Annotated in this window: 9 protein-coding genes; 1 reads left to right on the top strand and 8 read right to left on the bottom strand. The window is 69.3% G+C overall.

What is annotated here, in order from left to right:
* Positions 1-3 precede the first annotated feature (3 nt).
* From H512_RS0120335 to ahcY, 4 genes are all read right to left on the bottom strand, one after another.
* On the bottom strand, positions 4-747 hold the full coding sequence (locus H512_RS0120335; protein WP_026784955.1) for a nucleotidyltransferase family protein: 744 nt from the start codon (positions 745-747) through the stop codon (positions 4-6).
* Between the two features lie 32 nt (positions 748-779).
* The gene (gene tsaE / locus H512_RS0120330) at positions 780-2,288 is read right to left on the bottom strand and encodes a tRNA (adenosine(37)-N6)-threonylcarbamoyltransferase complex ATPase subunit type 1 TsaE (protein WP_026784954.1); all 1,509 of its coding nucleotides are present in this window, start codon (positions 2,286-2,288) and stop codon (positions 780-782) included.
* On the bottom strand, positions 2,285-4,735 hold the full coding sequence (locus tag H512_RS0120325) for a PAS domain-containing sensor histidine kinase (RefSeq protein ID WP_245585468.1): 2,451 nt from the start codon (positions 4,733-4,735) through the stop codon (positions 2,285-2,287). The genes tsaE and H512_RS0120325 overlap by 4 nt, the downstream gene beginning before the upstream one ends.
* Positions 4,736-5,241: 506 nt before the next feature.
* Positions 5,242-6,639 carry an adenosylhomocysteinase gene (gene ahcY, locus H512_RS0120320; RefSeq protein ID WP_036793060.1) on the bottom strand — a complete coding sequence of 466 codons (1,398 nt, stop codon included), beginning with the start codon at positions 6,637-6,639 and terminating at the stop codon, positions 5,242-5,244.
* Positions 6,640-6,876: 237 nt separating this feature from the next.
* Between ahcY and H512_RS25290 the strand changes: the two genes are divergently transcribed.
* Positions 6,877-7,779, top strand: coding sequence for an AraC family transcriptional regulator (locus H512_RS25290; protein ID WP_053240105.1), 903 nt, complete (start codon positions 6,877-6,879; stop codon positions 7,777-7,779).
* A 7-nt stretch (positions 7,780-7,786) separates the two neighbouring features.
* Here the strand turns inward: H512_RS25290 and H512_RS0120310 are convergent, their stop codons facing one another.
* Genes H512_RS0120310 through H512_RS25285 form a run of 4 tightly spaced genes read right to left on the bottom strand, consistent with a single transcriptional unit; the run spans position 7,787 to position 12,366 of the window.
* A complete protein-coding gene (locus H512_RS0120310) occupies positions 7,787-8,827 on the bottom strand; it encodes an ABC transporter ATP-binding protein (RefSeq protein WP_026784951.1) in 1,041 nt (346 codons plus the stop codon).
* A gap of 23 nt (positions 8,828-8,850) precedes the next feature.
* The gene (locus H512_RS0120305) at positions 8,851-10,557 is read right to left on the bottom strand and encodes a GH32 C-terminal domain-containing protein (RefSeq protein ID WP_026784950.1); all 1,707 of its coding nucleotides are present in this window, start codon (positions 10,555-10,557) and stop codon (positions 8,851-8,853) included.
* A 2-nt stretch (positions 10,558-10,559) separates the two neighbouring features.
* Entirely contained in the window at positions 10,560-11,438 is an 879-nt protein-coding gene (locus H512_RS0120300; RefSeq protein ID WP_026784949.1) for a carbohydrate ABC transporter permease, read from the bottom strand.
* Complete coding sequence (locus H512_RS25285; RefSeq protein WP_084798665.1) at positions 11,431-12,366, bottom strand: ABC transporter permease subunit; 936 nt, start codon at positions 12,364-12,366, stop codon at positions 11,431-11,433. The genes H512_RS0120300 and H512_RS25285 overlap by 8 nt, the downstream gene beginning before the upstream one ends.
* Positions 12,367-12,373 lie beyond the last annotated feature (7 nt).

Genomic DNA, 12,373 nt, shown 5'->3' with positions numbered 1-12,373 from the left:
GCCCTACTCCGCCGATGTCAGGATGGTCCGCTCCGCCTGTCCGATCGCCTCGGGCGTGCCGACGTGCAGCCAGGTGCCTTCCATGCGGAGGCCGTGCAGGCGGCCGCCGAGGATCATCTCGTCGAAGACGCGGTTGAGCGAGAAGGGAGCGAGCGGCCGGCCGGCGAAGGCCTGCGGCTTCAGGATGGCGACGCCGGCGTAGACGAAGGGGGCGACGGTCCGCTCGCGCCGCCGCGTCAGACGGCCGTCGCCGGACATCTCGAAGTCGCCAGCCCCGGAATAGCCGACCGAGCCGACGGTGGGGGCGAGCAGCAACAGGCCGTCCATGCAGTCGCCATCCCAGGCGCGGGCCAGCGCCGGCAGGTTGGCGGAGACGCCCTCGATCCAGATCGAATCGGAGTTGAGGTGGTAGAAAGGCTCGTCGCCGAGCTGCGGCAGCGCCTTGACGACGCCGCCGCCGGTGTCGAGCAGCAGGTTGCGCTCGTCGGAGACGACGACGGCGAGGTCGCGCCGCTTGCCGACGTGGATCTCCACGAGGTCGGCGAGATAGTGGACGTTGACGACGGCCGTCTCGACGCCGGCCTCGGACAGGCGGTCGAACACCCGGTCGATCAGGCTGCGGCCGAGCACCTCCACCAGCGGCTTCGGCGTGGTGGCGGTGATCGGGCGCATGCGCTTGCCGCGGCCGGCGGCGAGCACCATGGCCCGGCGCGGGCGGAAAGCGGGGGAGGAAACGGCGTCGGTCATCACGAAACGGTCGGTCTCTCGAAAAGGGCGGCTCACGGCCGGGCGTCGGCGAGCCCGAGCCGTTCATACCAGAGCTTGACGCCGGCGAGAACCTTGCCGGCCAGCGCTTTTTCGAGGTTGCGACGGACGCGCGGCACGAAGCGGAGATGATGGCTGCGGCCGGTGAGCTTGGCGTAGCGGACGAAGCGGCCGAGGATCTTGGCGTTGCGCTGGGCGCCGAGGAGGAGGACGGCGTCGCGGAATTCCGCCTCGTCGAACGGCCCGGCCACCGCCAGCCGCCGCTGGCAATAGGCGTCGACGAGCGCCGCCTGAAGGTCGTCCGCGACGTCGACGCGGGCGTCGGTGACCAGTGAGGCGAGGTCGTAGGCGGCGGGGCCGATCAGCGCGTCCTGGTAGTCGATGAGGCCGATCGGATCGCCGTCGGCCTGCCAGAGGATGTTGGGCGAATGATAGTCGCGCAGCACCCAGGCGGTGCGATCGTCGTCGAAGCGGGCGAAGAGGCCATCCCAGAGGGCGCGCCAGTCGGCCGCCTCGGCGGCGGCGAGCGGCCGATGAAGCGCGTCCGGCGCGTACCAGGTGGCGAACAGCTCGACCTCGGTGAGCAGCGCCCGCCGGTCGTAGACGGGGAGCGGGAAGGCGCGGCCGTCGTCGCCGGTCGCCGTCGCCGGCCAGGCGACGGCCGCCATGTCGGCGAGGCGGCGGGCGGCGGCGAGATAGCGCCCGGGGTCGGCGACGCCCTCCGGCGCGATGCCCTCGCCGCCGAGGTCTTCGAGCAGCAGGATGCGGCGCGGCGCGTCCTCGGCAAGGAGGCGCGGCGCGCGGAAGCCGTGCCGGCGCAGCGTGTCGCCGATGGCGACGAAGGCGTCGAGGCGGTCGGTGACATGCACCAGCGCCTCGTAGGGGAGGCCGTCGGCATGGATCGGCAGGGCGCCGAACGGCGGCCAGCGCATCAGCACCGCCGGCCCCTTGCCGCCACTGATCCGCTCGAAGCGACGGGTCGAGGCGTCGCCCTGGAGATGCGCGCGGGACGCCTCGCCGAAGCCGGCGCGGTCGAGAAGGTCGCGGACGGCGCAGGTCTCGTCGAGCCGGTGCGCCCAGCCGCCGCCGTGCGGCACCAGCGCGAAGCGGCGGCCGTCGCGTCCCTCGCCCTCGGAGATGATCACGTCGAGCCGGTCGGCCGGCAGTTCGCCGCCGGCCCGCTCGGGCCATTCGATCAGTGTCACGCCTTCGCCGACCGCATCGGCGAAGCCGATCTCCAGGAGTTCGTCGGGATCGGCGAGGCGGTAGAGGTCGAAATGGTGGACGGGGAAGCGGGCCGTCTCGTAGCCCTGCAGAAGCGTGAAGGTGGGGCTCGGCACGTCGAGGCCGGGGTCGCCGGCCAGCCGCCGGACGACGGCGCGGGCGAAGGCGCTCTTGCCCATGCCGAGGTCGCCGTGGAGCGCGATGACGTCGCCCGGCCGGACGATGGCGGCGATGTCGTCGGCGAGCCGCCGCGTGCCGGCCTCGTCGGCGACGCTGACGGATAGGGCGTCGCCGCTCATTCGGCCGCTTCGGCGAGGCTGGGATTGACCGGCAGCCGGCAGGCGACGCGCGTGCCGACGCCCGTCTGGGAGACGATGTCGACGCTGCCCCGGTGCAGCTCGACGAAGCTCTTGACGATGGAGAGGCCGAGGCCGGGGCCGCGCCGGCGGGCGCCGTTGGTGCGGCTCTCGAAGCGCTCGAACACCGCCTGCAGGTACTCGTCGGGAATGCCGCGGCCCTGGTCCTCGACGACGAAGGTGATCTCGTCGCCGGCGCGCCGGCAGACCAGCGACACCACGCCGCCGTCGTCGGAGAAGGCGATGGCGTTGGACAGGAGGTTGTACAGCACCTGGCGGATGCGCTTCTCGTCGGCGACGAAGCAGCCGATGTCCTGGGGCACGTCGAGGCGGAGGTCGATGCGCGCCTCGGCGATGCGGTCCCTGAGGCCGGCGGTCGCCGCTTCGACGGTGTGCGGGATGTCCACCTCGCCGAGGTCGAGTTCCATGATGCCGGCGTCGACGGTGGCGAGGTCGAGAATGTCGTTGATGATGGCGAGCAGCGCCGTCGAGGAATCGAGGATGTAGCCGGTGTATTCCTGCTGCTTGATGTTGAGCGGGCCGGCGGTGTCGTCGCCGAGCAGCTGGGCGAAGCCGATGATGTTGGTGAGCGGCGAGCGCAGCTCGTAGGAGACGTGCTGGATGAAGGCGTTCTTCAGCTGGTCGGCTTCCTCGAGCGCCTCGTTCTTCTCGGTCAGCGCCCGCTCGACGTTCACCGAATCGGTGACGTTGACGAAGGTGATCAGCGTCGCGCCGTCCGGCAGCGGCACGGTGGTGAAGTCGATGACGCCGCCGTCGCGGCGGTCGAGCCGGCCGGTCAGGCGGTTGCGGCTGTCGGCGAGGCCGGCGACGGCAAGCCGCACCTCGTCCCAGGCGGCGCGGTTGCCGTGGGCGGCCATGCAGTGGTTGACGACGTCGTTGATGTGGGGTCGGCCGGCCAGCATGTCGTCGGAGAGCTTCCACAGCGCGCCGAAGGCCGGATTGGACAGCCGCAGCCGGCCGTCGGAGCCGAACACGGCGACGCCCTCGGACAGGTGGTCGAGTGTCTCGCCCTGCACCCGCGTCAGTGCGTTGTAGCGGCTCTTCAGCTCGATCTGCTCGGTGACGTTCTCGTAGACATAGGTGACGCCGCCCTGCGGATGCGGGTTGGCGATGACGCGCAGCGTCTGGCCGGTCGGCAGATGCCACCAGCTCTCGCGCGCCTCCATCGCCTGGTAGGCGGCAAGCTGCTCGCGCTTCCAGCTGCGGAAGTCGGCCTGCTCGGGCAGCTTGCGCGACACGCGGAGCTGGTCGAGCACGGCGGCGTCGTCCGGTCCGGTTTCCAGGAAGGCGGTATCGAGGTCGAACAGCGCCCGGTAGGCGGCGTTGTAGAACTTCAGCCGCTTGTCGGCGCCGAAGATGGCGACGGCGGTGGTCAGCTGGTCGAGGGTGCGGGCGTGGCTGTCGATGGTGCGGCGCAGCTCGACCTGCGCCTGTTCGAGGTCGGAGACGTCGGTGGCGATGCCGGCGCTGCCGTTCGCCGTCTCGACGTCGACGACGTCGAACACCCGCCGGGCGCCGCCGACCACCAGCGACAGGCGCTTCTCGAACAGCGGCGCCGCCGGCCGGCTGTCGGCGATCGCCTTGCGGGCGGCGGTATCGAGGAACTCGGCGCCGACGGCCACCGCCTGGGTGGGGCTGGCCACCTCGACGGCGCGGGCGTAGGCGGCGTTGACCCAGACGAGGCGGCCGGCCTTGTCGCGCGTCCAGGCCGGCATCGGTGCCTTGTCGATCAGGCTCTCGAAGGTCTCGATCAGCGTCCGCTGGCGCTCGAAGCGTTCGGCAAGCTCGGCATATTGCTGCCGCTCGCGCGTGAGGTTGCGGAAGCGGATGAAGCAGCGCGAGCCGTTGACGCGGCCGGCCGCCTCGATGTGGACGCCGTTGGTGGTGGTCAGCACGTCGACGAAGGCTTCGCCCTCGGCGCGCAACGACCGGGTGCGGGCTTCGAGAAGCTGGGCGGAGGCCGGCTCCAGCCACTGGCCGAAGGCGAGGAAGCCGACCTGGCTGCGCGGCACGCCCGAGGCTTCCGGCAGCGAGCCCATCACCTTGGGCGCTTCGTCGCGGGCGCCCCAGATGACGGTGCGCTGGTCGTCGGCATTGAGGGCGGCCTCGGTGCGGTCGGCGGCGAGCTTGAGGTCGGCGTTCTCGCGCAACAGGCGCTCGCGGTCGTCCTCGGCCATGCGGCGCGCCCGGATCAGCGCGGCGGCCGACACCACGGCGATGCAGATGGCCGATACCAGGGCGGAGAGGGCGGCCACCTGCATCGGCTCGAAGTAGACGGCGCCGTCGGAACCGAACTTGATGGCCTGGGCCGCCGCCGAACCGGCGGCGATCGGCGACAGCACCGTCGTGAGCAGGGCGATCTTCCCCACACGCCCAGCAAACGGCAATCGTCTCCGGCGCGAGCCCGGCATGCACGTGTCCCCTTCCGGCCGCATTCAAAGGGCATCCGCTCCCGTCCGGGAGCCGCGCCCCGGACCGGCGCGTGCCCCGACGCCGATCCGAATCACCCCAAAATACCGCCTTTCAGGGGGGGCAAAAAGGGTCGAGGACGCCGCCATCGGCCTGCCGGAGGCAGGAAGTTTCATCTGACGATTCTGTTCACGGAACGTTCAGAGTTTCCGGCGGCCGGCCCGTCGCGGCCGGGGAGTCGACATCTCGGGAAGGGGTCGGCCAGAGGGTTGAGCGGACTCGCCTTATGCATCCCGGCCGCCTGGACTTTCGCCCGCCGTCGCCGGGAGCGCCCGCTTCGAGGGGGAAAATCCGCATATGTGGAACAGCTGTGGATAAGGCTTTGCCGGCAACAAAAGCCCGCCCGCGCCGTCGAGGGGCGCGGGCGGGCTGCTTTGGGAAAACGGCGGGCGGTGCCGGCGCTCGATCAGTACCGGTACATGGCCGACTTGAACGGGCCGTTCGACTTGACGCCGATGTAGTCGGCCTGCTCGGCCGTCAGCTTGCTGAGCTTGGCGCCGAGCTTGGCGAGGTGCAGCTGGGCCACCTTCTCGTCGAGATGCTTGGGCAGAACGTGCACCTTCTTCTCGTACTTGTCGCCGCGCGTCCACAGCTCGATCTGGGCCAGCGTCTGGTTGGAGAACGAGGCGCTCATCACGAAGCTCGGGTGTCCGGTGGCGTTGCCGAGGTTGACCAGCCGGCCCTCGGAGAGAAGGACGATCTTCTTGCCGTCGGGGAATTCGACGAGGTCGACCTGCGGCTTGACGTTCTTCCACTTGAAGTTCCTGAGCCCGGCGACATCGATCTCGTTGTCGAAATGGCCGATGTTGCAGACGATCGCCATGTTCTTGAGCTTGCGCATGTGATCGAGGGTGACGACGTGAAGGTTGCCGGTGCAGGTGACGACGATGTCCGCCCGGTGGATGTCGTCTTCCAGCGTCACCACCTCGAAGCCGTCCATGGCCGCCTGCAGGGCACAGATCGGATCGACCTCGGTGACCAGCACGCGGGCGCCGGCGCCGGCGAGCGACTGGGCCGAGCCCTTGCCGACGTCGCCGTAGCCGCAGACGATCGCCACCTTGCCGGCCATCATCACGTCGGTGCCGCGGCGGATGGCGTCGACCAGGCTCTCGCGGCAGCCATACTTGTTGTCGAACTTCGACTTGGTGACGCTGTCGTTGACGTTGAAGGCCGGCCAGGGCAGTTCGCCGCGCGCTTCCATCTGGTAGAGCCGCATGACGCCGGTGGTGGTCTCCTCGGAGACGCCGCGGATGCTGGCCTTGGCGCGCGAGTAGAAGGTCGGGTCCTTGGCGAGCCGCGCCTTGATGGTGGCGAAGAGTTCTTCCTCCTCCTCGCTCTTGGGATCGGCGAGCACGGAGGGGTCGGTCTCGGCGCGGGCGCCGAGGGTGACCAGCAGCGTCGCGTCGCCGCCGTCGTCGAGGATCATGTTGGCGGTCTGGCCGTTGCCCCAGTCGAGGATGCGGTCGGTATAGGTCCAGTAGTCGCGGAGGGTTTCGCCCTTCACCGCGAACACCGGCGTGCCGGCGGCGGCGATGGCGGCGGCGGCGTGGTCCTGCGTCGAGAAGATGTTGCAGGAGGCCCAGCGCACGTCGGCGCCGAGCGCCTTCAGCGTCTCGATCAGCACGGCGGTCTGGATGGTCATGTGCAGCGAGCCGGCGATGCGGGCGCCCTTCAGCGGCTGCGCCTCGGCATATTCGGCGCGCACGGCCATCAGGCCGGGCATCTCGATCTCGGCCATCTCGATCTCGGTGCGGCCCCAGGGGGCGAGCGAGATGTCTTTCACGACGTAGTCCTGGGCGGCCATCGGCGGATCTCCCGGTATTGGCTGGATGAATGTTGCGGGCGGCAAACGGAAAGGCGGACGCCGGCCGGCGTCCGCTGCTCGACGCCTTATAGGAGAAGTCGGCCCCCAGCGCAATCGCGACATAAAGAAATCCTTATATCATGATGGACGGCACGCTCGACGGCGCTTCAGATCGATCGGCTTTTGCTCTAGTGTCCAGCGCGGCGGTCCGTCCGCCGGTCCGGGAGGAGAGCGGACATGAGCAATGTAAAGCCGGTGCTGGAGGTGATCGAGGCGCCGCTGGCGCGGACCTTCCGCATCTACGGCCACGACTATCCCTTCGTCTATTCCGGCTGGCACCACCATCCGGAATACGAGTTGCACCTCATTCGCCGCAGTTCCGGCCAGTTCTACGTCGGCACCTATGCCGGCGCCTTCGGGCCGGGCAACCTGGTGATGACTGGCCCCAACCTGCCGCACATGTGGGTGTCGGATGCCGCCGACCGCGACGGCGACGGCCGCATCCGCGAACGCGACCTGGTGCTGCAGATGGGCGAGGGCTTCGCCGAGCGCTGCATGGCCGAGTTCTCCGACTGCGCCGGCCTCGCCGCCCTGCTCGACGCGACGCGGGCCGGCATCGAATTCTCCGACGCCGCGTCCGCCAAGGCGTCCGGGCTGATGGAGGCGCTGCTCGCCGCCAACGGCTTCGAGCGGATGGCGCTGTTCTTCGAGCTGTTGCGCGTGCTGGAAGCGGACGGCGGCCGGCGGTCGCTGTCGGTGAAGGGCCTCGAGCACCAGTGCGCCCAGCCGCGCCGGCTGGAGCGGATGCTCGCCTACATCGCCGGCAACTTCAACCGGCCGGGCCTCACCTGCCGCGAGGTGGCGTCGACGGAGGGCATGGCGCTGTCGGCCTTCTCGCGCCTGTTCGAGCGGCACCTCGCCTGCTCCTGCGCCGAGTACATCAACCATCTGCGCATCTACAAGGCGTGCCAGCTGTTGTCGGAGACCGACGACCTCGTCACCTCCATCGCCATGGACGTCGGCTACGAGACGCTGTCGACCTTCAACCGCAACTTCCTGCGGCTGATCGGCCGGACGCCGTCGGCCTTCCGGGCCGAGCGGAAGGCGGCCGGCCGCGGCGACGCCCGCCCGGCGGCCTGACCTGGTGCTAGAGCCGCCGGCCGTCCTCGCCGAACAGGTGCACGGTGGAGAGATCCGGGCGGAGGCCGATGCTGTCACCGGGATTGAGGTCGACGCGCTCGCGCAGCACGACGACCAGCATCGTCGTGCCGAAGCGGGCCAGCACCTGCGTCTCGGCGCCGGTCGGCTCCACCACCACCACCTCGGCGCGGAAGCCGGCCTCGTCGAGCGCCAGATGCTCGGGCCGGATGCCGTAGGTGACGGCGCCGGCCTTGGCGCCGGGCGGCAGCGGCAGCACGGCGCCGCCCTCGGCGACGAAGCCGCCGTTGCCCGCCTTGCCCTTGACGAGGTTCATGGCCGGCGAGCCGATGAAGGTGGCGACGAACAGGTTGGCCGGGTGGTCGTAGAGTTCCAGCGGCCGGCCGATCTGCTCGACGACGCCGCCCTTCATCACCACGATGCGGTCGGCCATGGTCATCGCCTCGATCTGGTCGTGGGTGACGTAGACCGTGGTGGTGCCGAGGCGCTGGTGCAGGTCCTTGATCTCGGCCCGCATCTGCACCCGGAGCTTGGCGTCGAGGTTGCTGAGCGGTTCGTCGAACAGGAACACCTGCGGGTCGCGCACGATGGCCCGGCCCATGGCGACGCGCTGGCGCTGGCCGCCGGACAGCTGCTTGGGCAGGCGGTCGAGATAGGGCTCGAGCGCCAGGATGGCCGCCGCCTCCTGGACGCGGGCGTCGATGGCGGCGCGGCTTTCGCCCTTCAGCTTCAGCGCGAACCCCATGTTCTGGGCCACCGTCATATGCGGGTAGAGCGCATAGTTCTGGAACACCATGGCGATGTCGCGTTCCTTGGGCGGCACGTCGTTGACGAGACGATCGCCGATGCGGATGTCGCCGGCGGAAATCTCCTCGAGGCCGGCGATCATCCGGAGCAGCGTCGACTTGCCGCAGCCGGATGGACCGACCAGCGTCACGAACTCGCCGTCGGCGATGTCGATGTCGATACCGTGGATGACCTGATGGTTGCCGTAGAACTTGGCGACGTTCTCGATGGAGACCTTGGCCATGCTGTTCCTCCCTGGAATAGTGTTCAGAGGCCAAGCCGCCAGACGCGGGCCGCCATGATGCGCCCCTCGGGGGCTTTGAGGCGGACGGCGGTGACGGCGGCCGGATCGGCGAAACGCTTGGTGCCGGCGTGGCGTCCGCCGTCGGCGAACACCTCGATCGATCCCCGGTCGAGGAAGACGCGGAGCGAGCGCACGCGGGCGCCGGCGGCGAGATAATGCGGCGACGGCGCATCGGCGCCGCCCGCCTCGTGGATGATGGCAAGGCCGTCCGCGTCGGCGCGGACGCCGAGCCTGAGGCCTGGATGGTCGAGCACGAGATCGAACGGCGTGCCGGCCTCGTCGAACTCGATGACGATCTCGGCGGCGCCGTCATCGAGGCGCAGCGTCTCGCCGGAAGCGAGGCGGCGATCGTCGACCAGCGACTGGCGCAGCGTGACGGCCGCCTCGACCGGCGGCGTCGACAGGGCGCCGTCGGTCAGCAGCAGCCGGCGCGGCAGCGTCATCGCCGTCGGCCAGTCGGCGCTCTTGACGATGTCGGTCCAGTTGGCCAGCCAGGCGATGGCCACCGGGCCGTCCTGGTCGACGAAGGCCTGGAAGCCGTAGGCGTCGGTGCCGAAGTCCAGCTCCTGCCGGAACTCCGGCGTGAACGTCCGCCCGTCGAAGCGGCCGACGATGCCGAAGGTGAGGTTGCGCCGCCGCGTCGGCAGGTCGCGGCTCATCAGCAGGCCGACGATCAGCAGCCAGCGCGTCGCGGGATCGCCGGCCGGGCCGTCGAGCGGCAGCATGGCCGGGCATTCGCCGACCGTGTGGCCGTATTCCCGCTCGCGGTGGACGAGGCCGACGAATCGCCAGCCGGTGGCGCCGGTCGGGTCGTCGGTCTCGGAGAGCATCACCACGCCGCCCTCGGCGTCGCGGCCGCCGAGCAGCATCTTCAGCCGGCCGTCCGGCCCGGTGAAGACGTAGGGGTCGCGATTGTCCTCGCCGATGCCGAGCCCTTCGGGCCGGCCGGCCAGCACCACCCGCGAGGCGCCGGCCGTGATGCCGTCCTCGGAGCGGACCATGCGCTGCACCTCCATCTCCGGCTGGCGGCCGTCGATGTGGTCGGTGAAGAAGGCGCGGAAGCCGTCCTCGCCCGGCACGGCGATCGCCGTGCCGGAGAACACGCCGCCGGCGCCGTTCGCCGCCCACACCGCCTCGTCCGGTTCGAGGAAGATCGGCAGATGACGCCAGTGCAGGAGGTCGTCGGAGACGGCGTGGCCCCAGTGCATGGCGTGCCAGCGCGCCCGGTGCGGATAGTGCTGGTAGCAGAGGTGGATGCGGTCGCCGAAGCGGCCGAAGCCATTGGGATCGTTCATCCAGCCGAAGGGCGGCCGGAAGTGGTAGCCGGCCAGCTCCGGCGGCGTCGCGGCCGGCCCGGCGGAGAGGATGCGGACACCGGCATCGAGCACGGTGGCCGGATCGTAGGCGTAGACGACCGACAGCGAGGTCGTTTCCGGATCATAGTCGAGCCGGTCGGCCGGCGCGGCGGCGACGATGCGCTGCCGCTCGAAGCAGTCGCTGCGCCGCGTCGAGACCTCGCCGGCCGGGCCGGCGCCGCCGCGTAGCATGACGACGGCCGGCGCCGCACCGGTTGCCTTGAGGAACAGCTCGATCGTCTCGCCGGCCGCCACCTCGGGGAAGGCCAGCGTTGCCCGGCCGGAACCGCCGGCCGGAGTGAATGCCTGGGACATGGTCAACCTTTCACCGCCGAGCCAACAAACGAGCTGATGAACCAGCGCTGGAAGACAAGGTAGAACAGGAGGATGGGGATCATCATCAGCACCGAGGCGGCCATCGCCCGGTCCCAGTAGATGCTGTCCTGGCCGAAGAAGGTGGCGATGGCCACCGAGATCGGCCGGGCGTAGTCGGTCTGGGTGATCAGGATCGGCCAGAGATACTGGTTCCAGGTCTCGATGCCCATCAGGATGGAGACGGTGGCCAGCGCCGGCAGGCTCAGCGGGATGAAGATCGACCACCAGGTGCGGAAGATCGAGGCGCCGTCGATGGCGGCGGCCTCGTATAGCTCCTTCGGCAGTTGCGCGAAGAACTGGTAGAACAGGAAAGTGTAGAGCGGACTGGCCACGAAGGGCAGGATCTGGGCGGTGAAGGTGTCGGAGAGGCCGGCGCGCGACACGATGATCAGCAGCGGCATGATGATGCTCTCCTGCGGGATCACGTAGAGCGCGATGACCACGGCGAGGATCAACGCCCGCCCCGGCAGGCTGCCCCAGGCGAGGATGAAGCCGGCCATCGAGTTGACGATCAGGCCGAGGCTGACCGTCGAGAACAGGATGAACAGCGAGTTGCCGAGATAGCGGCCGAAGGCCAGCTCGCCGGCGAAGTTGCCGACCTCGCGGAAGTTGTTGAAGGTCGGATGGTCCACCCAGAAGGCCCGGAACGAGCCCATGTCGGCCAGGATCTGGAAGCGGTCGTCCTTCAGCGAGGCGATGAACAGCATGAACAGCGGCGAGATCACCACCAGCGCGATGATGAACACTGAAATCGACTGGACAAAGCGGTAGCCGTTGAGCGCCGCCGCCGGCTTTTTCACGGAAAGGGCGAGGTCAGACATCGAAGCGCCTCATGAGCCTGCGCTGAACCAGCGCGATGACCAGGACGATCAGGAACAGGATCACCGATACCGCCGAGGCATAGCCGAGCTTCTGCTCCTCGAAGCCGGAGCGCACCATGTAGTGCACCACGGTTTCGGTCGACGACTTCGGCCCGCCCTGCGTCAGGATAGCCACCTGCGTGTAGAGCTTGAAGGCCTGGATGGTGGTGATAACCAGGACGAAGACGTGGGTCGGCCTGAGGCCGGGCATGGTGACGTGCCAGAAGCGGCCCCAGCGGCCGGCGCCGTCGATGCGGGCGGCGTCGTAGAGTTCGTCGGGAATGCCCTGCAGGCCGGCGAGATAGATGATCATCTGGAAGCCGTAGGCCTGCCAGGCCGACAACAGCACCATCGACAGCATCGCCCAGTTGGGATCGCCCAGCCAGTCGATCGGCTGGATGCGGCCGCCCGACAGCACGCCGACGACGTGGTTGAGCGGGCCGGTCGGATACTGGAACAGCGTGCCCCAGATGACGCAGACCACCACCATCGAGGTGATGGCCGGCAGGAAGAACATGCCGCGGTAGAGGTTGCGGAACGGCATCTTGCGATTGAGCAGCAGCGCCGTCAGGAAGGCGAAGCCGCACTGGATCGGCAGCACCCACAGGGTGAAGCGGGTGACGTTCCACAGCGACGTCCAGAACAGGCCGTCGTTGAGGATGCGGATGAAGTTGTTGAAGCCGATGAAGCGGACCGGCGTCGGTCGCGGCACCAGCGGCTGGTTGGTCATCGCCGTCCAGAAGGACAACAGGAACGGCGTAATCAGGAAGATGGTCATCAGCCCGACGGCCGGCGCCAGCATGCCGATTTCCTGGAGGAAACGCGACCAGCCGACGCGGGCGATGACGGAGCGGCGACGCTGCTTCGGAACGGTTGTGAGTGCGGACATGGGAGCC

The organism is Pleomorphomonas koreensis DSM 23070 (assembly GCF_000425185.1).
In the GTDB taxonomy this organism is placed as follows: domain Bacteria; phylum Pseudomonadota; class Alphaproteobacteria; order Rhizobiales; family Pleomorphomonadaceae; genus Pleomorphomonas; species Pleomorphomonas koreensis.
The sequence above is the reverse complement of the archived record's forward strand: the minus strand, read 5'-3'. Positions and strand labels throughout refer to the sequence as shown.

Coding starts and splice junctions, on each gene's coding strand:
- H512_RS0120335 (WP_026784955.1), bottom strand. CDS start 747: ATGACCGACGCCGTTTCCTCCCCCGCTTTCCGCCCGCGCCGGGCCATG.
- tsaE (WP_026784954.1), bottom strand. CDS start 2,288: ATGAGCGGCGACGCCCTATCCGTCAGCGTCGCCGACGAGGCCGGCACG.
- ahcY (WP_036793060.1), bottom strand. CDS start 6,639: ATGGCCGCCCAGGACTACGTCGTGAAAGACATCTCGCTCGCCCCCTGG.
- H512_RS25290 (WP_053240105.1), top strand. CDS start 6,877: ATGAGCAATGTAAAGCCGGTGCTGGAGGTGATCGAGGCGCCGCTGGCG.
- H512_RS0120310 (WP_026784951.1), bottom strand. CDS start 8,827: ATGGCCAAGGTCTCCATCGAGAACGTCGCCAAGTTCTACGGCAACCAT.
- H512_RS0120305 (WP_026784950.1), bottom strand. CDS start 10,557: ATGTCCCAGGCATTCACTCCGGCCGGCGGTTCCGGCCGGGCAACGCTG.
- H512_RS0120300 (WP_026784949.1), bottom strand. CDS start 11,438: ATGTCTGACCTCGCCCTTTCCGTGAAAAAGCCGGCGGCGGCGCTCAAC.
- H512_RS25285 (WP_084798665.1), bottom strand. CDS start 12,366: ATGTCCGCACTCACAACCGTTCCGAAGCAGCGTCGCCGCTCCGTCATC.